The organism is Streptomyces sp. NPDC087300, from assembly GCF_044744425.1.
GTDB lineage: Bacteria > Actinomycetota > Actinomycetes > Streptomycetales > Streptomycetaceae > Streptomyces.
Genome location: NZ_JBIUYI010000011.1, coordinates 211,798 through 237,262, shown reverse-complemented (window position 1 = coordinate 237,262; position 25,465 = coordinate 211,798). Strand labels below are relative to the sequence as shown.

General features: G+C 70.0%; 25 protein-coding genes and 1 tRNA gene. 16 read left to right on the top strand and 10 right to left on the bottom strand.

Features of this window, described 5'->3' with window-relative positions:
* The first annotated feature begins 6 nt into the window (after window positions 1-6).
* The 8 genes from ACIO9J_RS37025 (at window position 7) to ACIO9J_RS36990 (ending at window position 10,535) form a co-directional block, all read left to right on the top strand.
* The gene (locus ACIO9J_RS37025) at window positions 7-1,983 is read left to right on the top strand and encodes a biotin carboxylase N-terminal domain-containing protein (RefSeq protein ID WP_402009296.1); all 1,977 of its coding nucleotides are present in this window, start codon (window positions 7-9) and stop codon (window positions 1,981-1,983) included.
* Window positions 1,980-2,924, top strand: a complete 945-nt coding sequence (locus ACIO9J_RS37020; protein WP_402009294.1) for a hydroxymethylglutaryl-CoA lyase — start codon at window positions 1,980-1,982, stop codon at window positions 2,922-2,924. The genes ACIO9J_RS37025 and ACIO9J_RS37020 overlap by 4 nt, the downstream gene beginning before the upstream one ends.
* A 6-nt stretch (window positions 2,925-2,930) precedes the next feature.
* Window positions 2,931-4,085, top strand: coding sequence for an acyl-CoA dehydrogenase family protein (locus tag ACIO9J_RS37015; protein ID WP_402009292.1), 1,155 nt, complete (start codon window positions 2,931-2,933; stop codon window positions 4,083-4,085).
* A 119-nt stretch (window positions 4,086-4,204) separates the two neighbouring features.
* Window positions 4,205-5,269 (top strand): ABC transporter substrate-binding protein, encoded by a 1,065-nt coding sequence (locus ACIO9J_RS37010; protein ID WP_402009290.1) that lies wholly within the window; start codon window positions 4,205-4,207, stop codon window positions 5,267-5,269.
* Window positions 5,270-5,487: 218 nt separating this feature from the next.
* On the top strand, window positions 5,488-6,930 hold the full coding sequence (locus tag ACIO9J_RS37005; RefSeq protein ID WP_402009288.1) for a pyridoxal phosphate-dependent decarboxylase family protein: 1,443 nt from the start codon (window positions 5,488-5,490) through the stop codon (window positions 6,928-6,930).
* A complete protein-coding gene (locus ACIO9J_RS37000) occupies window positions 6,914-8,203 on the top strand; it encodes a lysine N(6)-hydroxylase/L-ornithine N(5)-oxygenase family protein (RefSeq protein ID WP_402009286.1) in 1,290 nt (429 codons plus the stop codon). Before ACIO9J_RS37005 ends, ACIO9J_RS37000 begins: the two co-directional genes overlap by 17 nt.
* On the top strand, window positions 8,200-8,772 hold the full coding sequence (locus ACIO9J_RS36995; protein WP_402009284.1) for a GNAT family N-acetyltransferase: 573 nt from the start codon (window positions 8,200-8,202) through the stop codon (window positions 8,770-8,772). The genes ACIO9J_RS37000 and ACIO9J_RS36995 overlap by 4 nt, the downstream gene beginning before the upstream one ends.
* On the top strand, window positions 8,769-10,535 hold the full coding sequence (locus tag ACIO9J_RS36990; protein ID WP_402009283.1) for an IucA/IucC family protein: 1,767 nt from the start codon (window positions 8,769-8,771) through the stop codon (window positions 10,533-10,535). Before ACIO9J_RS36995 ends, ACIO9J_RS36990 begins: the two co-directional genes overlap by 4 nt.
* 64 nt (window positions 10,536-10,599) lie before the next feature.
* Here the strand turns inward: ACIO9J_RS36990 and ACIO9J_RS36985 are convergent, their stop codons facing one another.
* The gene (locus ACIO9J_RS36985) at window positions 10,600-12,213 is read right to left on the bottom strand and encodes a beta-N-acetylhexosaminidase (RefSeq protein WP_402009281.1); all 1,614 of its coding nucleotides are present in this window, start codon (window positions 12,211-12,213) and stop codon (window positions 10,600-10,602) included.
* A gap of 172 nt (window positions 12,214-12,385) precedes the next feature.
* On the opposite strand from ACIO9J_RS36985, the gene ACIO9J_RS36980 reads away from it, so the two are divergent.
* The 3 genes from ACIO9J_RS36980 (at window position 12,386) to glmS (ending at window position 15,473) form a co-directional block, all read left to right on the top strand.
* A complete protein-coding gene (locus tag ACIO9J_RS36980) occupies window positions 12,386-13,279 on the top strand; it encodes a DUF4429 domain-containing protein (RefSeq protein ID WP_402009280.1) in 894 nt (297 codons plus the stop codon).
* An 85-nt stretch (window positions 13,280-13,364) separates the two neighbouring features.
* The gene (locus tag ACIO9J_RS36975; RefSeq protein ID WP_402009278.1) at window positions 13,365-13,622 is read left to right on the top strand and encodes a hypothetical protein; all 258 of its coding nucleotides are present in this window, start codon (window positions 13,365-13,367) and stop codon (window positions 13,620-13,622) included.
* Window positions 13,623-13,655: 33 nt separating this feature from the next.
* The gene (gene glmS / locus ACIO9J_RS36970) at window positions 13,656-15,473 is read left to right on the top strand and encodes a glutamine--fructose-6-phosphate transaminase (isomerizing) (RefSeq protein ID WP_402009276.1); all 1,818 of its coding nucleotides are present in this window, start codon (window positions 13,656-13,658) and stop codon (window positions 15,471-15,473) included.
* Between the two features lie 98 nt (window positions 15,474-15,571).
* Here the strand turns inward: glmS and ACIO9J_RS36965 are convergent, their stop codons facing one another.
* Window positions 15,572-16,141 carry a GPR1/FUN34/YaaH family transporter gene (locus ACIO9J_RS36965; RefSeq protein WP_402009275.1) on the bottom strand — a complete coding sequence of 190 codons (570 nt, stop codon included), beginning with the start codon at window positions 16,139-16,141 and terminating at the stop codon, window positions 15,572-15,574.
* 219 nt (window positions 16,142-16,360) lie between these two features.
* The gene (locus ACIO9J_RS36960; protein WP_055551855.1) at window positions 16,361-16,885 is read right to left on the bottom strand and encodes a universal stress protein; all 525 of its coding nucleotides are present in this window, start codon (window positions 16,883-16,885) and stop codon (window positions 16,361-16,363) included.
* 544 nt (window positions 16,886-17,429) lie between these two features.
* On the opposite strand from ACIO9J_RS36960, the gene ACIO9J_RS36955 reads away from it, so the two are divergent.
* From ACIO9J_RS36955 to ACIO9J_RS36935, 5 genes are all read left to right on the top strand, one after another.
* Window positions 17,430-17,753, top strand: coding sequence for a hypothetical protein (locus tag ACIO9J_RS36955; RefSeq protein WP_402009274.1), 324 nt, complete (start codon window positions 17,430-17,432; stop codon window positions 17,751-17,753).
* 396 nt (window positions 17,754-18,149) lie between these two features.
* Window positions 18,150-19,382, top strand: a complete 1,233-nt coding sequence (locus ACIO9J_RS36950) for a GlxA family transcriptional regulator (protein ID WP_402009273.1) — start codon at window positions 18,150-18,152, stop codon at window positions 19,380-19,382.
* A gap of 10 nt (window positions 19,383-19,392) precedes the next feature.
* Window positions 19,393-19,995 (top strand): oligoribonuclease, encoded by a 603-nt coding sequence (orn, locus tag ACIO9J_RS36945; protein WP_402009272.1) that lies wholly within the window; start codon window positions 19,393-19,395, stop codon window positions 19,993-19,995.
* A gap of 110 nt (window positions 19,996-20,105) precedes the next feature.
* Window positions 20,106-20,178: transfer RNA gene (locus ACIO9J_RS36940), tRNA-His, on the top strand.
* Window positions 20,179-20,287: 109 nt separating this feature from the next.
* Window positions 20,288-20,416, top strand: coding sequence for a hypothetical protein (locus tag ACIO9J_RS36935; RefSeq protein WP_402009270.1), 129 nt, complete (start codon window positions 20,288-20,290; stop codon window positions 20,414-20,416).
* Here ACIO9J_RS36935 and ACIO9J_RS36930 read toward each other — a convergent pair.
* The 7 genes from ACIO9J_RS36930 to ACIO9J_RS36900 form a co-directional block, all read right to left on the bottom strand.
* On the bottom strand, window positions 20,410-21,048 hold the full coding sequence (locus ACIO9J_RS36930) for a hypothetical protein (protein WP_402009269.1): 639 nt from the start codon (window positions 21,046-21,048) through the stop codon (window positions 20,410-20,412). The two genes, ACIO9J_RS36935 and ACIO9J_RS36930, sit on opposite strands and share 7 nt — an antisense overlap.
* A 40-nt stretch (window positions 21,049-21,088) precedes the next feature.
* Window positions 21,089-21,718, bottom strand: a complete 630-nt coding sequence (locus ACIO9J_RS36925) for a hypothetical protein (protein ID WP_402009267.1) — start codon at window positions 21,716-21,718, stop codon at window positions 21,089-21,091.
* Window positions 21,705-22,118 (bottom strand): hypothetical protein, encoded by a 414-nt coding sequence (locus tag ACIO9J_RS36920; RefSeq protein WP_402009265.1) that lies wholly within the window; start codon window positions 22,116-22,118, stop codon window positions 21,705-21,707. The genes ACIO9J_RS36925 and ACIO9J_RS36920 overlap by 14 nt, the downstream gene beginning before the upstream one ends.
* Window positions 22,119-22,184: 66 nt before the next feature.
* Window positions 22,185-23,540, bottom strand: coding sequence for a hypothetical protein (locus ACIO9J_RS36915; RefSeq protein ID WP_402009264.1), 1,356 nt, complete (start codon window positions 23,538-23,540; stop codon window positions 22,185-22,187).
* The gene (locus ACIO9J_RS36910; protein ID WP_402009262.1) at window positions 23,537-23,851 is read right to left on the bottom strand and encodes a hypothetical protein; all 315 of its coding nucleotides are present in this window, start codon (window positions 23,849-23,851) and stop codon (window positions 23,537-23,539) included. Before ACIO9J_RS36910 ends, ACIO9J_RS36915 begins: the two co-directional genes overlap by 4 nt.
* Window positions 23,852-24,137: 286 nt before the next feature.
* Complete coding sequence (locus tag ACIO9J_RS36905) at window positions 24,138-24,269, bottom strand: hypothetical protein (protein WP_402009260.1); 132 nt, start codon at window positions 24,267-24,269, stop codon at window positions 24,138-24,140.
* Between the two features lie 11 nt (window positions 24,270-24,280).
* Window positions 24,281-25,336, bottom strand: coding sequence for a LacI family DNA-binding transcriptional regulator (locus ACIO9J_RS36900; RefSeq protein ID WP_402009258.1), 1,056 nt, complete (start codon window positions 25,334-25,336; stop codon window positions 24,281-24,283).
* Between the last annotated feature and the right edge of the window lie 129 nt (window positions 25,337-25,465).

Genomic DNA, 25,465 nt, shown 5'->3' with positions numbered 1-25,465 from the left:
GGGACCATGTTCGACACGGTGCTCGTCGCCAACCGCGGCGAGATCGCGGTCCGCGTCATCCGCACGCTGCGCGCGCTCGGCGTCCGCTCGGTCGCCGTCTTCAGCGACGCGGACGCGGACGCCCGGCACGTGCGCGAGGCGGACACGGCCGTGCGGATCGGTCCCGCACCGGCCACCGAGAGCTATCTGTCCGTCGGTGCCCTCCTGGAGGCGGCCGCGAAGTCCGGCGCCCAGGCGGTCCACCCGGGCTACGGATTCCTCGCGGAGAACGCCGGGTTCGCGCGCGCCTGCGCCGACGCGGGCCTCGTCTTCATCGGCCCGCCCGCCGACGCCATCGCCCTGATGGGCGACAAGATCCGCGCCAAGGAGACGGTGCGGAAGGCCGGTGTCCCGGTCGTCCCCGGTTCGTCGGGCAGCGGTCTGACCGATGCCCAACTGGCCGCCGCGGCACGCGAGATCGGCACCCCGGTGCTGCTCAAGCCGAGCGCGGGCGGCGGCGGCAAGGGCATGCGCCTGGTGCGGGACGAGGCACTGATCGACGAGGAGATCGCGGCGGCCCGCCGCGAGGCCCGCGCCTCCTTCGGCGACGACACGCTGCTCGTGGAGCGGTGGATCGACCGCCCGCGGCACATCGAGATCCAGGTCCTCGCCGACGGCCACGGGAACGTGGTGCACCTCGGCGAGCGCGAGTGCTCCCTCCAGCGCCGCCACCAGAAGATCATCGAGGAGGCGCCCAGCGTCCTGCTCGACGAGGCCACGCGCGCGGCGATGGGCGAGGCCGCGGTCCAGGCGGCCCGCTCGTGCGGGTACGCGGGCGCGGGCACGGTGGAGTTCATCGTCCCCGGCAAGGACCCCTCGTCGTACTACTTCATGGAGATGAACACCCGTCTCCAGGTGGAGCACCCGGTCACCGAGCTGATCACCGGGCTGGACCTGGTGGAGTGGCAGCTGCGCGTGGCGGCGGGCGAGCGGCTGCCGTTCGCCCAGGGCGACATCACCCTCACCGGGCACGCGGTCGAGGCCCGTATCTGCGCCGAGGACCCCTCCCGCGGCTTCCTGCCCTCCGGCGGCACGGTCCTCGCGCTGCACGAGCCGCAGGGCGACGGCGTGCGCACCGACTCGGGCCTGAGCGAGGGCACCGAGGTCGGCAGCCTGTACGACCCGATGCTGTCGAAGGTCATCGCGTACGGCCCCGACCGGGCGACGGCCCTGCGCAGGCTGCGCGCCGCCCTCGCCGACACCGTCACCCTCGGCGTACCGACGAACGCGGGCTTCCTGCGCAGGCTGCTCGCCCACCCGGCCGTGGTCGCGGGCGAGCTCGACACCGGCCTGGTGGAGCGCGAGGCGGACGCCCTGGTGCCCGACGGGGTGCCCGCCGAGGTCTACGAGGCGGCGGCGGCCGTCCGCGACGCGGCCCTCGCCCCGGCCGCCGAGGGCTGGACGAACCCCTTCTCCGTACCCAGCGGCTGGCGGCTCGGCGGCCCGCCCGCGCCGCTGACCCACTGGCTGCGCGTGCCCGGACTCGAACCCGTCACCCACGCCACCCAGGGGGCCCACACCGTCGAGGCCGGCCGCGTCCGCGTCACCGTCGACGGCACCCAGCACACCTTCCGCCGCGCGGGCGACTGGCTCGGCCGCGACGGCGACGCCTGGCACGTGCAGGACCACGACCCGGTGGCCGCGTCCCTGACCGGCGCCGCGCACGCGGGCGCCGACGCGCTCACCGCCCCCATGCCGGGCACCGTCACGGTCGTCAAGGTCTCCCCCGGCGACCGGGTGAGCGCGGGCCAGAGCCTCCTCGTGGTCGAGGCGATGAAGATGGAGCACGTCATCGCGGCGCCGCACGCGGGCACCGTCACCGAGCTCGACGTCACCCCGGGCGCCACGGTCGCCATGGACCAGGTCCTCGCCGTGGTCGAGCCCGACGAGCCCGCCGAGGCGGCCGGGGACGACCCGGCCGCCGCCCCCCAGGAGGCGTCATGACCGCCGCAGGACTCCCCATGGCCGTCCCCGCCGAGGGCCTGCCGCCCCGCGTCCGCATCCACGAGGTGGGCGCGCGCGACGGCCTCCAGAACGAGAAGGGGATCGTCCCCACCGAGATCAAGGCGGAGTTCGTCCACCGCCTCGCCGACGCGGGCCTGGCCACCATCGAGGCGACCAGCTTCGTGCACCCCAAGTGGGTGCCCCAACTGGCCGACGCCGAGCAGCTGTTCCCGCTGCTCGGCGACCTCCAGGGCGTACACCTGCCGGTGCTCGTGCCCAACGAGCGCGGCCTGGACCGCGCCCTCGCGCTCGGCGCGCACCGCGTCGCCGTCTTCGCCAGCGCCACCGAGTCCTTCGCCAAGGCCAACCTGAACCGCACGGTGGACGAGGCGCTCGCGATGTTCGACCCGGTGGTCTCCCGCGCCAGGGAGCACCGGCTGCACGTGCGCGGCTACCTCTCCATGTGCTTCGGCGACCCCTGGGAGGGCCCCGTGCCCGTCGCCCAGGTCGTCCGCGTCTGCCGCGCCCTGCTCGACATGGGCTGCGACGAGCTGAGTCTCGGCGACACGATCGGCGTGGCCACGCCCGGTCATGTGCGGGCCCTGCTCGCCGAGTTGAACGAGGAGGGCGTGCCGACCGACCGCGTCGGCGTGCACTTCCACGACACGTACGGCCAGGCGCTCGCGAACACCTTCGCGGCCCTGGAGCACGGTGTGACGACGGTGGACGCCTCCGCGGGCGGCCTCGGCGGCTGCCCCTACGCGAAGAGCGCCACCGGCAACCTCGCCACCGAAGACCTCGTGTGGATGCTGCAAGGACTCGGCATCGACACCGGGGTCGACCTCGGCCGTCTCAGCGCCACCAGCGCGTGGATGGCCGGCCAGCTGGGCCGACCCAGCCCGTCCCGCACCGTCCGCGCCCTGACCCCCCAGGAGCAGTGAAGAACGATGGACCACCGTCTGAGCCCCGAGCACGAGGAACTGCGCCGCACCGTCGAGGCGTTCGCGCACGACGTGGTCGCGCCGAAGATCGGCGACTTCTACGAGCGGCACGAATTCCCGTACGAGATCGTCCGCGAGATGGGCCGCATGGGCCTGTTCGGGCTGCCCTTCCCCGAGGAGTACGGCGGCATGGGCGGTGACTACTTCGCCCTGGGCATCGCCCTCGAAGAGCTCGCCCGGGTCGACTCGTCGGTGGCGATCACCCTGGAGGCGGGCGTCTCGCTCGGCGCGATGCCGATCCACCTCTTCGGCACCGAGGAGCAGAAGCGCGCGTGGCTGCCGAAGCTGTGCGCGGGCGAGGTCCTCGGCGCGTTCGGCCTGACCGAGCCGGACGGCGGCTCGGACGCGGGCGGCACCCGCACGACGGCGGTGCGGGACGGCGACGAGTGGGTGATCAACGGCTCCAAGTGCTTCATCACCAACTCGGGCACGGACATCACCGGCCTGGTCACGGTCACCGCGGTCACCGGGCGCAAGCCCGACGGGCGCCCGCTGATCTCGGCGATCATCGTCCCCTCGGGCACGCCGGGCTTCACGGTCGCGGCGCCGTACTCGAAGGTCGGCTGGAACGCGTCGGACACCCGCGAGCTGTCCTTCTCCGACGTCCGGGTCCCCGCGGCGAACCTGCTGGGCGAGGAGGGCCGCGGCTACGCGCAGTTCCTGCGCATCCTCGACGAGGGCCGCGTCGCCATCTCCGCGCTCGCCACCGGACTCGCCCAGGGCTGCGTGGACGAGTCCGTGAAGTACGCCAAGGAGCGGCACGCCTTCGGGAAGCCGATCGGTGCGAATCAAGCCATCCAGTTCAAGATCGCCGACATGGAGACCCGGGCGCACATGGCCCGCGTCGGCTGGCACGACGCGGCCTCGCGCCTGGTCGCCGGTGAGCCGTTCAAGAAGGAGGCGGCCATCGCCAAGCTGTACTCCTCGACGGTCGCGGTGGACAACGCGCGCGACGCCACGCAGATCCACGGCGGGTACGGGTTCATGAACGAATACCCGGTGGCCAGGATGTGGCGCGACTCCAAGATCCTGGAGATCGGCGAGGGCACCAGCGAGGTGCAGCGCATGCTGATCGCACGGGAGCTGGGTTTCGCCGGCTGAGGTCCCGGCAAGGCGCGGATGACGTGAGGGGTCACTGGAATCGAAGTGAGCTTAGGCTAGCCTAAGGTCTAATTCCGGCCAGTGGCCCCGACGCCATTCCGTCACGAAAGCAGAGACTCATGCCCCAGCTCCGCCGCCCGTCCGCCACGACCGCGCCGTCCCGCCGCGGCATCCTCGCCGCCGGCGGCGCCCTCGGCCTCACCGCCGTCCTGGCGGCCTGCGGCAGCGAGAAGAAGGACGGCGGCGGCGCGGGCACGAAGGCGGGGGGCGCGTCGGGCCCCTGGAGCTTCAAGGACGACCGCGGCGAGACCGCCAAGAAGGACACGACGCCGAAGAACATCGTCGCCTTCACCGGTGTCGCGGCCGCCCTGTTCGACTACGGCATCGAGGTCAAGGGCGTCTTCGGCCCGACGAAGACCAAGGACGGCAAGCCCGACGTCCAGGCCGGCGACATGGACATCAGCAAGCTGACGATCATCGGCAACGAGTGGGGCCAGTTCAACATCGAGAAGTACGCGGGCCTCGCCCCGGACGTGCTCATCTCCACGATGTTCGACGACCAGGGCACCCTCTGGTACGTGCCGGACGAGAGCAAGGACAAGATCCTCAAGCTCGCCCCGAGCGTCGGCATCAGCGTCTACGACCGCCAGCTCACGCACCCGCTCCAGCGCATCCAGGCGCTCGCGGAGTCGCTCGGCGCGGACGTGAAGTCCGACAAGGTCGTCAAGGCGAAGAAGCGCTTCGAGGAGGCGTCCGAGCGGCTGCGTAAGGTCGCCAAGGCGCACAAGGACATCAGGGTCCTCATCGGCTCCGCGAGCCAGGACCTCTTCTACGTCTCGGGGTCGAACCTCTCGGTCGACCTGGAGTACTTCAAGGCGCTCGGCGTGAACATCGTCGAGCCCTCGGAGAAGGCGAAGAAGGAGTCCGGCGGCTGGTTCGAGAACCTCAGCTGGGAGAACGTCGACAAGTACGACGCGGACCTCATCATGATGGACAACCGCACCTCGGCGCTCCAGCCCGCCGACTTCGCCGCGTCCAAGCCGACCTGGCAGAAGCTGCCCGCGGTCAAGGCCGGCCAGGTCATCCCGCGCGTCTCCGAGCCGATCTTCTCCTACGACAAGTGCGCGCCGATCCTGGAGGACCTCGCGGACGCGATCGAGAAGGCGAAGAAGCTCAAGAAGTAGCCCGTCCCACCACGAACGCCCCACCAACAACGGAGTCACCCGGTCAAAACGGACCGAGTGGCTCCGTTTTTGTTACCCCGTGAGACCGGATGAACCCCCCGGGTTCAATGAGGCGCGAGCTTAGGTTAGGCTAACCTTAGTTTCACACCGCGCCCTCGCCTCCCCCTAATCCTGTCCCCGAGGGCGCGGTTCTAGTCCCCTCACCTGGAGGACAGTTCATGCGCTCGCACCTGCTCAACGACACCACCGCGGAGCGGTACCGCAGCACCGTTACCGAAGGAGTCGAGCGGGTGGCGGCCCAACTCGCCACCACCTCCCGTCCGTTCACCGGGATATCCGTCGACGACCTCGCACCCCGCATCGCGGCCGTCGACCTGGACAAGCCCCTGCACGACACCGTCACCGCGCTCGACGAGCTGGAGGAGCTCTATCTGCGCGACGCGGTGTACTTCCACCACCCCCGCTACCTCGCCCACCTCAACTGCCCCGTCGTCATCCCCGCCGTCCTGGGCGAGGCCGTGCTCTCCGCGGTCAACTCCTCGCTGGACACCTGGGACCAGTCGGCAGGCGGCACCCTGATCGAGCGCCGGCTCATCGACTGGACCACCGAGCGGATCGGCCTCGGCCCGGCCGCCGACGGCGTGTTCACCAGCGGCGGCACCCAGTCCAACCTCCAGGCGCTGCTGCTCGCCCGTGAGGAGGCCAAGGGCCAGGACCCCGCGAAAATGCGCATCTTCGCCTCCGAGGTCGGCCACTTCAGCGTCCAGAAGGCGGCCAGGCTGCTCGGCCTGGGCGAGGAAGCCGTCGTGGTCATACCCACCGACCACGACAAGCGCATGCAGACCGTGGCCCTCGCCCGCGAACTGGAGCGCTGCCGCCGCGACGACCTCACCCCCATGGCCGTCGTCGCCACCGCGGGCACCACGGACTTCGGCTCCATCGACCCGCTGCCCGAGATCGCCGAGCTCTGCGCGCAGTACGGCACCTGGATGCACGTGGACGCCGCGTACGGCTGCGGTCTGCTCGCCTCGCGCAAGAACCGGCACCTGCTCGACGGCATCGAGCACGCCGACTCGGTGACCGTGGACTACCACAAGTCCTTCTTCCAGCCGGTGAGTTCGTCGGCCGTCCTGGTGCGCGACCGGGGCACGCTGTCCCACGCGACGTACCACGCCGAGTACCTCAACCCGCGCCGCGCGGTGCAGGAGCGCATCCCCAACCAGGTCGACAAGTCCCTCCAGACGACCCGCCGCTTCGACGCGCTGAAACTGTGGATGACGCTGCGCGTGATGGGCGCCGACGGCATCGGCGGCCTCTTCGACGAGGTCTGCGACCTCGCCACGGAGGGCTGGAAGCTGCTCGCCGCCGACCCGCGCTACGACGTCGTGGTGGAGCCGCAGCTCTCCACGCTCGTCTTCCGCTACATCCCCCGGTCGATCTGCGACCCCGCCGTCATCGACCGCGCCAACCTCTACGCCCGCAAGGCCCTGTTCGCCTCCGGCGACGCGGTCGTGGCGGGCACCAAGGTGGGCGAGCGGCAGTTCCTGAAGTTCACCCTGCTCAACCCCGAGACCACCACCGACGACATCACCGCCGTCCTCGACCTGATCGCCGGCCACGCCGAGCAGTACCTGGGAGACTCCCTTGACCGCGCTTCCTGAGCCCCTCGACTTCATCGGGATCGGCCTCGGCCCGTTCAACCTGGGCCTGGCCTGCCTGACCGAGCCGCTCGACGAGCTGACCGGCCTCTTCCTGGAGTCCAAGCCCGACTTCGAATGGCACTCCGGAATGTTCCTGGAGGGCGCCCACCTCCAGACGCCTTTCATGTCGGACCTGGTCACGCTCGCCGACCCCACATCGCCGTACTCGTTCCTCAACTACCTTAAGGAAGCGGGGCGGTTGTACTCCTTCTACATCCGCGAGAACTTCTACCCGCTGCGCACCGAGTACAACGACTACTGCCGCTGGGCCGCCGCGAAACTCTCCTCGATCCGCTTCGACACCACGGTCGCCGAGGTGTCCTACGAGGACGACCTCTATGTCGTGCGCACCACGGCCGGCGAGTTCCTCCGCGCCCGCCGCCTGGTCCTCGGCACCGGCACGCCACCGCACCTGCCCGAGGCCTGCGAGGGGATCGGCGGCGACGCGATCCACAACTCCCGCTATCTGCAGAGCAAGCAGGAGCTGCAGAAGAAGGAGTCGATCACGCTGGTGGGCAGCGGCCAGTCCGCCGCCGAGATCTACTACGACCTGCTGAGCGAGATCGACGCGCACGGCTACCGGCTCAACTGGGTCACCCGGTCACCACGCTTCTTCCCGCTGGAGTACACCAAACTCACGCTGGAAATGACCTCGCCGGACTACATCGACTACTTCCACGCGCTGCCCGAGCCGACCCGCTACCGCCTGGAGACCCAGCAGAAGGGCCTCTTCAAGGGCATCGACGGGGAGCTGATCGACTCGATCTTCGACCTGCTCTACCAGAAGAACCTCACCGGACCCGTGGGCACCCGGCTGCTCACCAATACCGCTCTGAGCACGGCGAGTTACGACAGCTCGGACCGGACCTACACGCTCGGCCTGCGTCAGGAGGAGCAGGAGAAGGACTTCGAGCTGCGCACCCAGGGCCTGATCCTCGCCACCGGCTACCGCTACCGGGTCCCCGAGTTCCTCGCCCCGGTGCACGACCGCATCCGCTGGGACGGCCAGGGCCGCTTCGACGTCGCCCGCAACTACAGCATCGACACCACCGGCAGCGGAATCTTCCTGCAGAACGCCTCGGTGCACACCCACTCGATCACCAGCCCGGACCTCGGCATGGGCGCGTACCGCAACGCGTACATCGTCGGCGAGCTGCTCGGCCGCGAGGTCTACCCGGTCGAGAAGTCCATCGCGTTCCAGGAGTTCGCCGCCCCCGAGGGGATCATCGCATGACCGACTCCACCCAACTGACGGCATCGGCAGGGGACTTCACCTTCCGGCCGCTCGACGCCCTGACCGACGCCGAGCTGGTGCACGGCTGGGTCACGCACCCCAAGGCCGCGTTCTGGCTGATGCAGGAGGCCACGCTGCCCGAGGTCGAGCGCGAGTACATGTCGATCGCCGCCGCCGAGCACCACGACGCCTTCCTCGGCCTGTACCGGGGCACGCCCGCGTTCCTGATGGAGCGCTACGACCCGGCACACGTCGAACTCGTCGGCCTGTACGAGCCGTTGCCCGGCGACGTCGGCATGCACTTCCTCACCGCGCCCTCCGACGTCCGCGTCCCCGGCTTCACCCGTGGCGTGATCACCGCGGTGATGCGGGAGCTCTTCGCCGACCCGGCGACCGAGCGCGTCGTGGTCGAGCCCGACGTGCGCAACACGGCGGTGCACGCCCTCAACGAGGCCGTCGGGTTCCGCCCCGAGACCGTCATCCAGAAGCCGGAGAAGGAAGCCCTGCTGAGCTTCTGCACCCGCGAGCAGTTCGAAGCAGCAGTACGTGAAAGGGAACTGGCGATATGACCCTGTCCGACGCCGTGGCGCACCTGTCCCCGGAGCGCTGGGCCACAGCCAACCGCCTCCTCATCCGCAAGGCGCTCGCCGAATTCACCCATGAGCGGCTCTTCGCCCCCGAGCCACTCGGCGACGGCGCCTACGCCGTCCGCAGCGACGACGCCCTCACCCGCTACCGGTTCACCGCCCGGGTCCTTCGCATGGACCACTGGCAGATCGACGCCGATTCGATCACCCGGCACCGCGACGGCGCCGAACTCCCCCTCAATGCCCTGGAGTTCTTCACCGAGCTGCGCGGCGCGCTCGGCCTGAGCGACGCGATCCTGCCGGTCTACCTGGAGGAGATCTCCTCCACCCTCTCCGGCATCTGCTACAAACTCACCAAGCCCGCGATCCCGGCCGCCGAGCTCTCCCGCTCCGGCTTCCAGGAGATCGAGACGGGCATGACCGAGGGCCACCCCTGCTTCGTCGCCAACAACGGGCGGCTCGGCTTCGGCGTGCACGAGTACCTCTCGTACGCCCCCGAGACCGCGAGCCCGGTGCGCCTGGTGTGGCTGGCGGCCCGCAAGGACCGCGCGGCGTTCACCGCGGGCGCGGGACTCGACTACGAGTCGTTCCTGCGCGCCGAGCTCGGCGAGGACACCCTGGACCGCTTCGACCGCATCCTGCGCGACCAGGGCCTGGACCCCGCCGCGTACCTGCTGATCCCCGCCCACCCCTGGCAGTGGTGGAACAAACTGTCGGTGACCTTCGCCGCCGAGGTCGCCCAGCGCCACCTCGTCTGCCTCGGCGAGGGCGACGACGAGTACCTCGCGCAGCAGTCCATCCGCACCTTCTTCAACACCACGTCGCCCGCCAAGCACTATGTGAAGACGGCCCTCTCCGTCATCAACATGGGCTTCATGCGCGGCCTCTCCGCGGCGTACATGGAGGCGACCCCGGCGATCAACGACTGGCTCGCCGGTCTCATCGAGAGCGACGAGACGTTCCGCGGCACCGGCCTGACGATCATCCGCGAGCGCGCCGCGGTCGGCTACCGGCACCTGGAGTACGAGGCCGCCACCGACCGCTACTCCCCCTACCGCAAGATGCTCGCGGCCCTGTGGCGCGAGAGCCCCGTGCCCTCCCTCGCCGAGGGCGAGCAGCTCGCCACGATGGCCTCGCTGCTCCATGTCGACCGGGACGGCGGCAGCTTCGCGGGCGCCCTGATCGAACGCTCGGGCCTGACCCCCGCCGAGTGGCTGCGCGGCTACCTGCACGCCTACCTCACGCCGCTGCTGCACAGCTTCTACGCGTACGACCTGGTGTTCATGCCGCACGGCGAGAACGTGATCCTGGTCCTGAAGGACGGCGCCGTACAGCGCGCGATCTTCAAGGACATCGCCGAGGAGATCGCGGTGATGGACCCGGACGCGGTCCTGCCGCCGGTGGTCGAGCGGATCCGGGTGGAGGTCCCCGAGGACAAGAAGCTCCTGTCGATCTTCACGGACGTCTTCGACTGCTTCTTCCGCTTCCTCGCGGCGAACCTCGTCTCCGAGGGCCTGGTCGACGAGGACACGTTCTGGCGTGCGGTCGCGGAGTGCGTGACCACCTACCAGGAAGCGACGCCCCAACTGGCGGACAAGTTCAAGCAGTACGACATGTTCACCCCGGAGTTCTCGCTCTCCTGCCTCAACCGCCTCCAGCTGCGCAACAACGAGCAGATGGTCGACCTGTCCGACCCCGCGGGCGCGCTCCAGCTGATCGGGACGCTCAAGAACCCCATCGCGTAAGGGAGTTCGCACAGGCCGGGCGGGGCTTCGGAGACGGTCCTCCGAAGCCCCGCCCTCATGTGCCCTAGCGGCTGGGCCAGGGCACCTGCGGCGACTTGTAGTAGCCGATGCCCAGGGCGTCCCAGCGGGGCGCCTGCGCGGCGAGCCGCACCTTGTAGGCGTTCCAGTCGTGGGTGGCCGCGGGCGACCAGCCGAGCTCGGCGATCCCGGGCAGCCGCGGGAACGCCATGTAGTCCAGGTGCGCCGGGGTCGACAGGGTCTCCGTCCACAGCGGCGCCTCGACACCGAGGACCGAGTCGGCGGGCGCGCCCTGGAGGTAGGTCGCCGGGTCCCAGTCGTAGGACCGCTGGACCTCGACGTAGCCCGCCCAGGACAGGCCGAGCGGGGTGTCCTTGGTGTACTTGTGGTCGATGTAGGCGCGGTCGGCCGGCGAGAGGACCAGCTTGGTGCCGTTCTTCGCCGCGTTCACGACCTCCGCGCGCTCGTCGGCGCCGGTCTTGTCGTAGCCCCAGTACTGCGCGACGGCCCCCTTGACGGGTTCGGCCGCGGCCAGCTGGTGCCAGCCCATGACCTTCTTGCCGTACTTGGCGACGATCGGCTGGACCTTCTCCATGAACGCCACGAAGTCCTCGTGGCTGGTGGAGTGCGCCTCGTCGCCGCCGATGTGGAGGTACTCGCCGGGCGTGAGGGCGGCCAGCTCACGGATGACGTCGTCCACGAAGTCGTAGGTGACGTCCTTCTTCACGCACAGCGAGCTGAATCCGACCTCGGTGCCGGTGTAGAGCGGCGGCGCGACGCCGTTGCAGTTCAGGTCGGCGTACGAGGCCAGCGCCGCGTTGGTGTGCCCCGGCATGTCGATCTCCGGGATGACCTCCAGATGGCGCGATGCCGCGTACGCGACGATCTCCTTGTACTGGTCCTTGGTGTAGTAGCCGCCGTTGCCGCCGCCGACCTGCGTGGAGCCGCCGTAGGTCGCCAGGCGCGGCCAGGAGTCGATGGCGATGCGCCAGCCCTGGTCGTCGCTGAGGTGCAGATGCAGCTTGTTCATCTTGTAGAGCGCCGCCTGGTCGATGTAGCGCTTGACCTGGTCGACGGTGAAGAAGTGCCGCGAGACGTCGAGCATCGTGCCGCGGTAGGCGTAGCGCGGGGTGTCCTCGATGGTGCCGCCCGCGATCCGCCACGGGCCGCGCTGCTTGGTCTTCTTCTCCAGGGCCGCGGGCAGTTGCTGGCGCACGGTCTGGATGCCGTGGAAGAGCCCGGCGCCCGACCCGGAGGTGATGGTGAGCGAGCCGCGCGCGGAGATGATCCGGTAGCCCTCGGCACCTAGGGCCTTGTTGGCCGGCTCCGCGCTGATGCGCAGCCGGATGCCGTCGCTGCCGCCGTCCGCGGTGACGGGCAGCTTGTAGCCGGTGGCCGGGCGCAGCACGCCCGCGAGGTACTCGCCGGCCCTGCGCTCCTCCGCGTTGCCGCTGCCGACGCGGATCCGGGTCTTGGCGGTGATCTCGAAGCCGGGCCCGCCGGGCTCGGCCTTCATCGGCGCGGGCACGATCTGGCCCAGCGGGGTGACGGCGGGGCCCTGGGCTTTCCCGGCGGGCGCCGCGGCGAACGAGGAGATTCCGGCGGCCGCCACGAGCAGCAGCGAGCCGAGGATGCGTGTCGTCCTGCTGTGCGATCTCACAAGCGGTTCCCTTCGACGGGCGGGCGCCGCGATGGGGCTGGTGTGCGACGCGCGTCTGTGGTGGCGCAACTGTGGTGCATCGCAATCGAACGGTTCCCATTGGTAACCCGCTCCTCACAGCGGGTCAAGGGTGTAGACCTTTTCTCCAACAGCTCGGTGCGAGAATCCATGCATGGCGGAAATCATCCAGCGTGACGGGACCTGGACCTTCGACGGCGAGACGCTGCGCCTGGTGCCGGGGCGCGACAAGAACGTGTCCCTGCTGCGCAAGACGCTGGGAGAACTGGCCGTCCCGCTCGGGGCGTTGGCGGGCATCGCCTTCGAACAGGGCAAGAAGTCGGGCCGCTTGAGGCTGCGCCTGCGGGACGGCTCGGACCCGCTTCTCCATGCCTCGGGCGGCCATCTCACGGACTCCGCGGACCCGTATCAGCTGACCGTGGAGGCGGACAGGTACGGCGTCGCGGAGTATCTGGTCGACGAGGTGCGCAACGCCCTCCTGATCGAACAGGTCCCGACGACCCCCTGCACGTCCTATCTCCTCGCGGGCCCCTCCGTACCCCTGTCGGTGTCGGCCGGTGACGGCACGGCGAGCTTCGACGGGGAGCGCGTGCGCCTGGAGTGGAACTGGAAGACGGAGGACGCCAAGTCCGCCGCGGGCACCCGCTCGATCGCCCTGGACGACATCGCCGCGGTGGAGTGGCAGCCCGCGGTCGGCCTGGAGAACGGCGGTCTGCGCTTCGCCGTGCGCAACGCGCCGACCAAGGCCCCGCCGAAGTACGACCCGAACTCGATCGAGCTGTGGGGCTTCAAGAAGGACCCGCTGATGGCCCTGGTCGCCGCCGCGGTGCAGGCCCGCCTCCCGCACCCCAACGCCGGCACGGCCCCCGCGCTGGACAAGGGCCCCGCCCCGGCGGCCGCGCCCTCCCCCTCGCCCGCCGACGCGTCGGGCGAGGACCACGACGCGCTCCTGCGCCGCCTGCGCGAGCTCGGCGAGCTGCACCGGGCGGGGATCCTCACGGACGAGGAGTTCAGCGCGGCGAAGCAGGCGGTCCTGAAGCGGATGTGACGCTTTCCGGCCCCGTCCGACACGAGCCTGCCCGATTCCGGGCAGGATTCTTGCGAAAGGGCATCCGATACCCCAGGATCATCGAATGCACGACGACCTGGTGGATCACCTCACCCGCAGCACCCCGCTCCAGCGGGGCGAAGCGCTGCGGGTCGTCCAGGACGTGCTCGCCTACTTCGACGAGACGACCGAGCAGTTCGTCCGTCGCCGCCACCGCGAACTGCAGGGTCAGGGCCTGCTGAACGCGGCGATCTTCCAGCAGATCGCGGCGGATCTCACCTACCGCGCGGTCGCGCCGCCCGAGCTCACCCTCAGACAGCTGCGCCGCATCGTCTACGGCTAGACCAGGGCCGCCCTCCTACGACTAGGACCCTCTATGTGTGGAATCGTCGGATATATCGGCAAGCGTGACGTCGCCCCGCTCCTCCTCGAAGGACTCCAGCGCCTGGAGTACCGCGGCTACGACTCGGCGGGCATCGCCGTCACCAGCCCCAAGGCCGCGGGCCTGAAGACCGTCAAGGCCAAGGGTCGCGTACGCGACCTGGAGGCCAAGGTCCCCGCCCGCTTCAAGGGCACCACCGGCATCGCCCACACCCGCTGGGCCACCCACGGCGCCCCCTCCGACGAGAACGCCCACCCCCACCTGTCCCAGGACGACAAGGTGGCGGTCGTCCACAACGGCATCATCGACAACGCCTCCGAGCTGCGCGCCAAGCTGACCGCCGACGGCGTCGAGTTCCTCTCCGAGACCGACACCGAGGTCCTCACCCACCTGATCGCCCGCTCCCAGGCGGACAAGCTGGAGGAGAAGGTCCGCGAGGCCCTGCGCCACATCGAGGGCACCTACGGCATCGCCGTCCTGCACGCCGACTTCAACGACCGCATCGTCGTCGCCCGCAACGGCTCCCCCGTGGTCCTCGGCATCGGCGAGAAGGAGATGTTCGTCGCCTCGGACGTCGCCGCGCTCGTCTCGCACACCCGCCAGGTCGTCACCCTCGACGACGGCGAGATGGCCACCATCAAGGCCGACGACTACCGCACGTACACCACCGAGGGCTCGCGCACGACGGCGTCGCCGACCACCGTGGAGTGGGAGGCCGAGTCGTACGACATGGGCGGCCACGACACGTACATGCACAAGGAGATCTTCGAGCAGCCCGACGCGGTCGACCGCGTCCTGCGCGGCCGCATCGACGACCGCTTCTCCACCGTGCACCTGGGCGGCCTCAACCTCGACGCGCACGACGCCCGCAAGGTGCGCCGCGTCAAGATCCTCGGCTGCGGCACCTCCTACCACGCGGGCATGATCGGCGCCCAGATGATCGAGGAGCTGGCCCGCATCCCCGCCGACGCGGAGCCCGCATCCGAGTTCCGCTACCGCAACCCGGTGGTGGACCCCGACACCCTCTACATCGCGGTCTCCCAGTCCGGCGAGACCTACGACGTGCTCGCCGCCGTCCAGGAGCTCAAGCGCAAGGGCGCCCGCGTCCTCGGCGTGGTGAACGTGGTCGGCTCGGCGATCGCCCGGGAGGCCGACGCGGGCGTGTACGTCCACGCGGGCCCCGAGGTCTGCGTCGTCTCCACCAAGTGCTTCACCAACACCACGGTCGCCTTCGGCCTGCTCGCCCTGCACCTGGGCCGCATCCGCGACCTGTCGGTCTCCGACGGCAAGCGGATCATCGAGGGCCTGCGCAAGCTGCCGGGTCAGATCTCGGAGGTCCTCAAGCAGGAGGACGAGATCAAGAAGGTCGCCAAGCAGTACGCCGACGCCCGCTCGATGCTCTTCATCGGACGCGTACGCGGCTACCCCGTCGCCCGCGAGGCCTCGCTCAAGCTCAAGGAGGTCTCGTACATCCACGCCGAGGCCTACCCCGCCTCCGAGCTGAAGCACGGCCCGCTCGCCCTCATCGAGCCCGCCCTGCCCACGGTCGCGATCGTCCCCAACGACGACCTCCTGGAGAAGAACCGCGCCGCCCTGGAGGAGATCAAGGCCCGCAGCGGCAAGATCCTCGCGGTCGCGCACCAGGAGCAGGAGAAGGCCGACCAGACGATCGTCGTCCCGAAGAACGAGAACGAGCTGGACCCGATCCTGATGGGCATCCCGCTCCAACTCCTCGCCTACCACACGGCGTTGGCGCTCGGCCGGGACATCGACAAGCCGCGCAACCTGGCGAAGTCGGTCACGGTGGAGTAGTCAGCGGCCACAGCGGAACGGGCCCCATGCGTGCCACCAGCACATGGAGCCCGTTCCCAGAGGGCCAGGGTCGCCCATTACCCCGGCCCGCGCCCGCCTCAGCCGGTGGCCGTCACCTGCCGCCCCGGGGAACGCCCCGGGAGGGCCGTCGGCCAGTCGGCGAGGGCGGCGGTCGCCGCGTACCAGGCGAGCAGGCCACCGGCGGCGGCGCACCAGCCGCCCGCCTCGGCCAGGCCCGCGCTGTCACCGAACCGCGCGATGGCGAGCAGGACGAGCGCCACGAAGAGCAGCCCGTACGTCACGCGCGTGAGTGTTCCCGCACCCGCCGCCCCGAGGGTCAGGCTGAGCGCGACGAGCGCGAAGAGCAGCAGGAAGAGACCCGCCGCGTTCGCCGACACCTGCGCGTCGGCCGAGACGCCCCAGGTGAACCAGAGCGCGCCGAGCGCCGTGAAGGCCGTGCCCGTGCCCGCGTCCCTGTCGCGCAACGCGACGAGACCGGCGACGAACAGGGCGATGCCACCGACGTAGGTGGCGAGGGAGACGGCGTCCGCCGCCGTCACGTCGTCGATCACCGCGGTGTGACCGAGGCCGAAGGCCAACAGCGTGATTCCCAGGGCGAGATGGCCGAGAGTCGAGGTGATGCTTCCCGCAGAGACGTCGTTGTCCACGGCGGGCTCCCTTCCGGTGCGGTGGTGCAGTCGTGCTGCGCGGTGCCGGCCCCGCCACCCGTACGCGGTGCGCGCCAGTGGCCTTTATGTACCCTTCACATGGGAACAAACCACCTCTACGCACGAGTAGATTTATCTACTCGTGCCACCTGCCACCGGGCCGCCCGGAAAAGGGAGTTGAAGCCTCGACTTCCCCACCCCACCAGCGGCGAGGGCTCGTTACGGAATGACGATGACGGGACGCTGCGCCCGCCGCGCGAGCCGCCCCGCGACGGAGCCGAAGATCCGGCCCACGATGCCGTGCGTGGAGCCGACGACGATCGCGTCCGCGCTGTACTCGCGGCCGACCTCCTCCAACTCGTGGCAGATGTCGCCGCCGCGCTCGACCAGGATCCAGGGCACCTCGGACAGATAGTCCGCACAGGCCAGTTCGAGCCCGAGCACCTCGGTGCGGTGGTCCGGCACATCGACGAAGACCGGTGGCTCGCAGCCCGCCCACACCGTGGTGGGCAGGCGGTTGGCGACATGCACGATGATCAGGCCCGAGCCCGAACGGTGGGCCATGCCGATCGCGTACGAGAGCGCCCGCTCACTGGACGTCGAGCCGTCGAAGCCGACGACGACGCCGTGTCGGAATGCGGGATCGCAGGAATGACGTGTTTCTTCCGCCGCCAGGGGGGTCGCTGTCGGATCGGCGACCTGCCGCTTGCGGTCCGCGGGTTCGGAGAATTCGTGACCGGCCATCGGTGTCTCGGCGAAGGAGTCCTCTGTGGGAGGGTCGGCTTGTTCGGGTGGTACGAAGGTTCAGGACCTGGAAGGTCGTCCGGGAATCATCTTCCCAACCCCATACCCCCAAGGGTACGGCGACACTCCTCTCCTGCCCAGAGCCTGCGAAGACGCCCGTACGGGCGTCTCCGGCCGGGCCGCGCAGGGGCCTCCGGCGTTCACCGGAGCATGCATGAGCCTCGCCCGTATGGCAATGGTTGCTGCCCCGTACAGGCGGTTTGCGCACCCGTCCGGGCCCTTCTGCCGCACGACCCGTGACCCGTGGGACCTTCGGCCACGCCGCCGCCCCGCGCGCGCATCCGGCGGCACGCCAGTGACCGGCCGCGCGACCGCGCGTTGAACCTCCGTACGCCACCGCCACAGGGAGCACGCCGTGCCAGGACCCTCGACCGCGTCCCCACCTTCCTCCACGCTCACTCCTTCACCCGAGCAAGGGGGACATGCCGCGACGCACAGCCGTCGGCGCCCGCCCGAGGGGGCGCACGAGCGCCGTCCCCCGTGCGTGCCCGCACCCCGCGCCCAGGAGCCACGGGAGGCGCCCGCACAGGAGTCGGCGAGCGACGTGGTCCGCTGGGCCGCGTTCAGCTGCGTGCTGGTTCCCGTCGTCCTCGTGGGGTACGGGACATCGCTGGCAGGCGCGGCGGGCTCGGCGCTCGGCCTGGTGGCCGTCACCGGGGTCTGCCGGCTGCTCCTGCGCCAGTCCGAGAGGGGCGCCGCGCGACTGCTTGCAGAACAGAACGCGGGACACCGCGGACGGCACGGCAGGACGGCCCCGGGGGCGTACGGGGGCACCCGTCACAGTGCCGATGGTGCGCCGGTCGACTGACCGATTCGTACGCACGCTCCCGTAGCTTTTCAGCCAACTTCCTACATGCGCGCATTCCTTGGCCGAACGGGCCCTCAACCCCCCTCCGAGCAGGGCTGAAAGGTGCCTTGAAGCCGCGCCCACCCTGCGGGGACCGGCCATGGCGCCGAGGCGCACTTCCCAGCAAGGCCCTTGAGTGCAACGCTTCGTGATCGAATGCTTCACGCCAAGTTGCCATGTCGACAATCTGCCGGGTGCTGAACTGGTCACCCCGGTAGCACGGGACGCAGTAGATTCGATCTTGACTGTATTACGGCGGGGGACTGGTGGAGGACCGAGGGGAAACGTGCAGGAGCGACAGGCCCAACAAGCACGTCAAGAACAGGGAGCCGCGACGCCCGAGGGGGGTTTAGCACCATGAGCCACGACTCCACTGCCGCGCCGGAGACCACGGCCCGGAAGCTGTCCGGGCGCCGCCGCCGGGAGATCGTAGCGGTGCTGCTGTTCAGCGGTGGCCCCATCTTCGAGAGTTCCATACCGCTTTCGGTGTTCGGCATCGACCGGCAGGACGCCGGTGTTCCCCGTTACCGGCTGCTGGTGTGCGCCGGTGAGGAGGGGCCGCTGCGGACCACCGGCGGGCTCGAACTGACCGCGCCGCACGGCCTGGAGGCGATCGGCCGCGCGGGCACCGTGGTCGTGCCGGCCTGGCGGTCGATCACGTCGCCGCCACCGCCGGAGGCCCTGGACGCGCTGCGCCGCGCGCACGAAGAGGGCGCCCGCATCGTCGGGCTCTGCACCGGCGCGTTCGTCCTGGCCGCGGCCGGACTGCTCGACGGACGCCCGGCGACCACGCACTGGATGTACGCGCCCACGCTCGCCAAGCGCTATCCGTCGGTCCACGTGGACCCGCGCGAGCTCTTCGTGGACGACGGGGACGTACTGACGAGCGCGGGAACCGCGGCTGGAATTGATCTCTGTCTGCACATCGTGCGCACGGATCACGGCAACGAGGCGGCGGGCGCGCTCGCCCGCAGGCTCGTGGTGCCGCCGCGCCGGGCCGGCGGCCAGGAGCGCTATCTCGACAGGTCTTTACCTGAGGAGATCGGCGCGGACCCGCTGGCCGAGGTCGTCGCCTGGGCGCTGGAGCACCTCCACGAGCAGTTCGACGTGGAGACGCTGGCCGCGCGCGCGTACATGAGCAGGCGGACCTTCGACCGCAGGTTCCGTTCGCTGACCGGCAGCGCGCCGCTGCAGTGGCTGATCACCCAGCGGGTGCTCCAGGCACAGCGGCTCCTGGAGACCTCCGACTACTCGGTCGACGAGGTCGCCGGGCGCTGCGGCTTCCGCTCGCCGGTCGCGCTGCGCGGACACTTCCGGCGCCAGCTCGGCTCCTCGCCCGCCGCCTACCGGGCCGCGTACCGCGCCCGCAGGCCCCAGGGCGAGCGCGCGCTGGAGCCCGCGACCGTCACGCCGCAGGCCGTGCCCGTCCTGGAGGCGGGTCCGGTCCCGACGCAGACCCGGCGTACGGCGGCCGCGAGCGCGATCGGCCCTTCGTCGGCCTCCGTGCCCGCGTCCGACCCCGGCAAGCCGCACTCGGACGTGTACGCGCCGGGCCGTCCGCCACTGCCCGGCCAGAGGAGTGCGCCGTAGGGTAAGACGCATGAACGATCGCATGGTGTGGATCGACTGCGAGATGACCGGGCTCTCGCTGACGGACGACGCACTTATCGAGGTGGCCGCACTGGTCACCGACTCGGAACTGAACGTGCTCGGCGAAGGGGTGGACATCGTGATCCGCCCGCCGGACGCGGCGCTGGAGACCATGCCCGAGGTGGTGCGCACCATGCACACCGCCTCGGGTCTCCTCGACGAGCTGGCGGCCGGCACCACGCTGGCCGACGCCGAGGAGCAGGTCCTGGCGTACGTACGTGAGCACGTCAAGGAGCCGAGGAAGGCTCCGCTGTGCGGAAACTCGGTCGGCACCGACCGCGGCTTCCTGCTCCGCGACATGGGGACCCTGGAGGAGTACCTCCACTACCGCATCGTCGACGTGTCCTCCATCAAGGAGCTGGCCAGGCGCTGGTACCCCCGGGCGTACTTCAACAGCCCGGACAAGAACGGCAACCACCGGGCGCTCGCCGACATCCGCGAGTCCATCGCCGAGCTCCGCTACTACCGCGAGGCGATCTTCGTCCCGCAGCCCGGCCCCGACTCGGACACCGCGAAGTCGATCGCGGCGAAGCACGTCCTGCCTGCGGAGTAACTCCGCGGAGCCCCCGTGTACGGGGTCCGGAAAACGTGTGCGCGAGCACCCCTTCGGACCCTGTACACTTTTTCTCGGCCGGTCGGAAGAAAGACAAACGACCGGACATGGTGGGTGTAGCTCAGTTGGTAGAGCACCTGGTTGTGGTCCAGGTGGCCGCGGGTTCAAGTCCCGTCACTCACCCTGATCGGCGAAGGCCCGGTCCGCGCAAGCGGACCGGGCCTTCGCCGTACCGGAGACCGGGCCGGACCTCTGACCCCGGGTCCCCGGCCTCCGGGGATATGCTCCCCACATGATCATCCCGTTCCTCGTCGGCATCACCGTCCTCGCCACCGTGGCCACGGTGGGCGCCTGGGTGTGCATGGAGTTCTGCAAGGCCCTCCGCGAGCGGCGGCAGAACCCCGGCGCTGCCGGCTACTGACCCGTCCCCGGCAGCCGCAGCGTCCGCGCGAAGTCGTCCAGCGGCTCCATGGCCGCGGCGACCACCTCTGGATCGTCGTGGTGCCCGCGCAGGAAGACGTCCGGGGTGCCGGGCGGCGTGTGCCAGTGATACGTCACCGACGTCATCATGATCGTGCTGTCCGCGGGGTAGGACCGGGTGACCCGGACCCCGTCCCCGCCCAGATACGGCGAAGCGAAGACAACACTCCCCGTGCGCTGCTGCCACTCGGGGATGTCCAGGTGCGGCACGCTGAGCGCGGCGATCCCCTCACAGGACGCCGCGTCGGCCGCCTCACAGTGGAACCGGGTCGCGTGCACCACCAGAGGCATGTAGGTCAAAGGAACCGGGTGATAGACGAACGCCTCGTCGGCCCCCACCTTGTCCCTCAGCGTCACGAGCGTCTGCTCGTAGAAGCTCTTGTGGAATTTGCGGAGCTTGCGGGTGAGGTCGGTGCCGTGGCTGGCCGCCAGGCCGGTCAGAAACTCGTCCAGCCAATCCTTGAAGGTCTTCTTGTCCATCTGAAGCCAGAGATAGCCCCAGAGACCCTGGTTGGCATCCGTGTCGATATGGAGCGCACCTAGGTCGGCGCTCCACAGGGGGCCTTCGGTCATGGGGCGTCTCTTTCGTCGGGGGCGCGGCGGTTGGGGGCCTTCACGCATAGCTCCAGCGGAAGGTGCTCATCACGGCGTCGAACAGTTCCACGAGGGTGTCGTAGAAAGCGGGATCCGAGCCGGGAGCGATGAGGGCGCTGAAGGAGAAGGTGATGTACCCGTCGGGGTCGCTGTCCGGGATCGGTACGAAGTACTCGACACGTCGGTGAGCGACGTCGATGCCCTGGGCGGCGTCGGCGGGGACATCTCGCTCCGAGCGCAGGGCCCCGGTGTCGTCGAGCTCCCGGATCTCGGCCCCGGGGGTCTCGGCGGCGAGCGCGAGCAGGACCGCTTCCGGTCCGCGGTCGGGCGTGACGCGCGGCTCGATCGGCTCGGAGGCGACGATCGAGACGGGCAGCGCGACACCGTGGAGGCGTTCGGTGGGGACGTAGAGCGTCATCCCTCCCTTGGCCCTGGCCCGGCGGACGACCTTCTTCATCTCCTGGGCGAGCTTCAGCCGGGCCTGCGGGATGTCGTCCTTGGGAAAGCCGACGGGCAACTGTGCGACGGCCTTGCGGACGATGCGGTCCATCGCGTCGTCGGTCCCCGTGTGCAGCGGAATCACGTCCCAGCCGGGCGGCGGCACCAGGTTGAAGCCGGTGGGGGCCCGGTGGTACTCAGCGGTGGCCACGGTGCTCCCGGACTGCTTCCACGGCATAGGAAACGCCGACGAAGAGCGCCCACGCGGGGGCGGCGAACATGCCCGGCCAGAAACCGAAGAACAGCGAGGGCAGGAAGAAGCCGCCGCCCATGGCTAGATCCCGGGTGAGGTAGGGCGGACGGGCCGCGTACCGGGGGTACTTCGTGAAGACCCAGACGTAATGCAGGAGGCAACCGATGATCCCTGCCTCATAGACGTACAGGACGTCGTTCGCCAGGGATCTCGGCACGAGGATCATGATCCCCAGTACCGGCAGGAACAGCGGCATTCCGATGAACAGGGTCAGCCGGAGCCGCCGGTTGGGGCCGGTGCCGATTCCGGTGCGGGCGGCTTCGGCCTCGGTGATGCGTTGCGCCGAGTACAGGTCCATGGTCGATCCTCAGGGCTGGGGTGCGGACGATGCGGAGGGGTACGTCGCGCCAGGTGGTCTGCCTCGCTACCAGTGGGTGTCGGGGGCAGGCTTCAGGGTGTTGTCCTTCCAGTCGGAGTAGCCCTGGTTGTACGGCTTCTCGCCGGTGCCGAACTTTTCGTCGGTCAAGCTTGTCAGGTCGCTCTTGCCCAGCACCTTGTCCGTGACGTCCATCCCCATGCCGGTCCAGGCGATGCCGAGGCCCGCTTGATACGACTTGTACGCCTTGTCAGCCGCGGCACCCGCGGCCTCCGGGAACGTGCCCTTGTTCGCCTGCAACATCTTCGCCATGCCCGCCATCTCCTTGTCGCCGAGATGCACCAGCGTCGACAGCGGGCTGACCCTCAGAGGCCCCTTGACCACCAGGCCGACGTTCTGGGAGATGGACTTGCGGATGGCGTTGCGGCTCGTCGCGACGACCTGCCGCCCTGGGCCTTGCGGCATTCTCGACATCGTCCTGCCCATGTCGTCCATGACACCCTTGACCCCGCGGAGCCCTCGGCTCAGGCCGGCGGTACGGGCGGTCTGAGCAGCCCCCACGGTGGCCTTGGCGCCGCTGGCCAGCTTCGCGGCCGCCCCGAGGCCACCCACGACGAGCAGCCCGCCCACGACGTCGAAGATGACGTCCGTCCAGGTGGCATCTCCGGATGCCACCAGCAGGAGTCTCAGCAGGATCGTGACCCCCGCGATACCCAGGACGAGCAGGTTCAGACCCGGGATGGCGAGTGCCAGGAACCCTGCCGCCGTCGCCACCCAGCCGAGCACGTCGATGAAGGCCTTGATCAGGTCCGCATTGTCATGGGCCCAGCCCTTGACGTCGTCCCACCACGAGTCCTCGATGACGTCGTCGATCTCATCCTTGATCTTGCCGGCGTAGTGGCCGGCGTCGGTGTCGCGATTCCCCGTGACGGTGTCCAGCCGGGTCCTGTACGTCCGCAGCGGATCGTCGTCGGTTCCGCTCTTCGGCGCCTCCGGCTTCTTGTCCTTGTCGGCCTTGCCGTCGTCCTTGGCCTTCTCCCGCGCGGCCTCCGCCTGCTTCTCCTTGGCCTCACGCAGGATCCGGTCGGCGTCGTCCTGGTGGTCGTCGAGCTTGTTCGCCCACTTGGTGAGGTGCCCGTGCACCCGCTCGTATCGGGAGGCCACCTCCCGCATGTGCTTCTCCAGCGTCCCGGAGTCTTCACGCAGCCGCTTGACGTACTTTCCCTTGAGCTTGTCCTCGTCCGAGATGGCCTTGAGGTTCCGCGCCTGCGTACGCAGCTTCTCCGCGACCGAGACCATGTGCCGGACCTCCGCCCGGATCTCCTCCGGGTCGCCGGGCACGGGGTCGGTCTCGCAGAGCGGCTCCCAGTCGGTGGGGCGGCGCTTCGAAGCGGCGGTGCTCACTGGCCCTTGCCCTTGTCCTGGCCCTTGCCCTTGCTCTGCTTGGCGAGCTCGTGGTCCAGGGACTCGAACGACTTCTTCGTCTCCGCGACGAGCTTGCCCGTCGATTCCAGGCCCTCGACGAGCCTGGTGCGGTAGTCATCCCAGTTGTCGACGAAATCACCCATGGCATCCGCGATGTTCCCGGCGCCCCAGTGCTTCTCCATGTCGTCACGACGGTTCTCGATGTTCTTGAACGTCGTACGCAGATTGCGGAGTTGACGTTCGCAACCGTTCAAGAACTCATAGTCGACCGTGAGGTCGCTACCGGACACGGCTCTCCCTCCCGTGGCCCACCTGCTGTACTCGGCGGACCGCAGAGCATGTTCAGTGCATGACCTGGAGCTTCTCGTTGGTGGCCATCCAGGACACTTCCGGGCAAAGTGCGAGACACGCGGTCGCCGGAGGAGCGATGGCGGACCACCCGCACCATCCGTCCCAGCCCCGGCGAGACTCCGGGGATCGTAGCCGACTCGGCTGAGCCGATCATCGGCGATCACCCGGGGGCTTTGCCTCAGCGTCCACTCGCGGACCGGGAGAGGCCTGCCATCGCGCTCGGCGTCAGCCGACGCGACGGCGGCGGTAGCGGCGGGATGCGAGCGTGCCTGCCGCCAGGCGCGGCAGCAGGCAGGCGAGGGCGACCAGGGCCCCGATCGTCATTTCGGGCCGCCAGTCGCGCGAGCTGTACTCCATGCCCGGGGCGCTCAGGACGACGCCCGCTCCACCAGTTCCGTGGGCAGCACGATCTGGGGGCGGTGGAGGCGGCGGGACGCGGCCGGGCGGTCGTCGGCTATTTCGGCGAGGAGGACGGCCGTCATCGTGCGGCCCATCTCGGTGATCGGCTGGCGCACGCTCGTCAGGGGCGGGTCCATGTGGCGGGCGATCGCCGAGTCGTCGAAGCCGACCAGGGCCACGTCGTCGGGTATGCGGCGGCCCGCCGTGCGCAGCACCTGGCGGGCGCCCGCCGCCATCACGTCCGAGCCGGCGAAGACCGCGTCGAGCGCGGGGGCCCGCTCCAGGAGTTCGGTCATCGCGCGGCGGCCGCCCTCCTCGGTGAAGTCGCCCTGGACGATCAGCGCCTCGTCGACCTCGTGGCCCGCCTCCGTCAGGGCGTCGCGGTAGCCGTCCAGGCGGCGCTGGGCGCCGTACACGTCGAGGCGTCCGGTGATCGTCGCTATGGTGCGGCGGCCGCGGGCGAGCAGATGGCCGACGGCCGCCCGCGCCCCCGCGAAGTTGTCCGAGTCGACCGAGGCCAGGGTCTCGTCCGCCGATCTGCGGCCGCTGATCACCGCGGGGATGTCCAGCTGTTCGAGCAGGTCGGGCAGCGGGTCGTCGGCGTGCACCGAGACGAGCAGGACGCCGTCCACCCGGTGCGCCGCCAGATACTGGGCGAGCCGCCTGCGCTCCCGGTCGCCGCCCGCGAAGGTCAGCAGGAGCTGCATGTCCGTCTCGGCGAGGGCCGCGCCCACGCCGTGGATGATGTCCGAGAAGTACGGCTCGGCGAAGAAGCGCGACTCCGGCTCGGGGACGACGACCGCGATCGAGTCCGTACGGTTGGCGGCCAAGGCCCGCGCCGCCGTGTTCGGGACATAGCCGAGCTCCGCCACCGCCTCCTCGACGGCGGCGCGCGTGCGCTCACTCACCCGGGGCGAGCCGTTGATCACCCGGGACACGGTGCCGCGCCCCACCCCCGCGCGGGCCGCCACCTCTTCGAGCGTGGGACGCCCCCCGCTCCGCCCCCTGGGCTGACGAGTCCCCATCTCTGCCTCCCAACGACGCGAATCTAACAGCAGGTCACACGACCGGTCTCCGCACTTCCCCGTCGCGGGCCGCCCGTCCACGCCCCCAGGGCCGGTCCCACGATCGGCCCCGGATGCCTACAACTCTTG

Excerpts from the sequence above, each read along its gene's own strand:
- ACIO9J_RS37025 (WP_402009296.1), top strand. The coding sequence starts at position 7 with ATGTTCGACACGGTGCTCGTCGCCAACCGCGGCGAGATCGCGGTCCGC.
- ACIO9J_RS37005 (WP_402009288.1), top strand. The coding sequence starts at position 5,488 with ATGCGCTCGCACCTGCTCAACGACACCACCGCGGAGCGGTACCGCAGC.
- ACIO9J_RS36900 (WP_402009258.1), bottom strand. The coding sequence starts at position 25,336 with ATGGGGACTCGTCAGCCCAGGGGGCGGAGCGGGGGGCGTCCCACGCTC.
- ACIO9J_RS36920 (WP_402009265.1), bottom strand. The coding sequence starts at position 22,118 with ATGGACCTGTACTCGGCGCAACGCATCACCGAGGCCGAAGCCGCCCGC.
- ACIO9J_RS36995 (WP_402009284.1), top strand. The coding sequence starts at position 8,200 with ATGACCGACTCCACCCAACTGACGGCATCGGCAGGGGACTTCACCTTC.
- ACIO9J_RS36905 (WP_402009260.1), bottom strand. The coding sequence starts at position 24,269 with ATGGAGTACAGCTCGCGCGACTGGCGGCCCGAAATGACGATCGGGGCC.
- glmS (WP_402009276.1), top strand. The coding sequence starts at position 13,656 with ATGTGTGGAATCGTCGGATATATCGGCAAGCGTGACGTCGCCCCGCTC.
- ACIO9J_RS36960 (WP_055551855.1), bottom strand. The coding sequence starts at position 16,885 with ATGGCCGGTCACGAATTCTCCGAACCCGCGGACCGCAAGCGGCAGGTC.
- ACIO9J_RS37010 (WP_402009290.1), top strand. The coding sequence starts at position 4,205 with ATGCCCCAGCTCCGCCGCCCGTCCGCCACGACCGCGCCGTCCCGCCGC.
- ACIO9J_RS37015 (WP_402009292.1), top strand. The coding sequence starts at position 2,931 with ATGGACCACCGTCTGAGCCCCGAGCACGAGGAACTGCGCCGCACCGTC.
- ACIO9J_RS36990 (WP_402009283.1), top strand. The coding sequence starts at position 8,769 with ATGACCCTGTCCGACGCCGTGGCGCACCTGTCCCCGGAGCGCTGGGCC.
- ACIO9J_RS36935 (WP_402009270.1), top strand. The coding sequence starts at position 20,288 with ATGATCATCCCGTTCCTCGTCGGCATCACCGTCCTCGCCACCGTGGCC.
- ACIO9J_RS36930 (WP_402009269.1), bottom strand. The coding sequence starts at position 21,048 with ATGACCGAAGGCCCCCTGTGGAGCGCCGACCTAGGTGCGCTCCATATC.
- ACIO9J_RS36950 (WP_402009273.1), top strand. The coding sequence starts at position 18,150 with ATGAGCCACGACTCCACTGCCGCGCCGGAGACCACGGCCCGGAAGCTG.
- ACIO9J_RS36975 (WP_402009278.1), top strand. The coding sequence starts at position 13,365 with ATGCACGACGACCTGGTGGATCACCTCACCCGCAGCACCCCGCTCCAG.
- ACIO9J_RS36980 (WP_402009280.1), top strand. The coding sequence starts at position 12,386 with ATGGCGGAAATCATCCAGCGTGACGGGACCTGGACCTTCGACGGCGAG.
- ACIO9J_RS37020 (WP_402009294.1), top strand. The coding sequence starts at position 1,980 with ATGACCGCCGCAGGACTCCCCATGGCCGTCCCCGCCGAGGGCCTGCCG.
- orn (WP_402009272.1), top strand. The coding sequence starts at position 19,393 with ATGAACGATCGCATGGTGTGGATCGACTGCGAGATGACCGGGCTCTCG.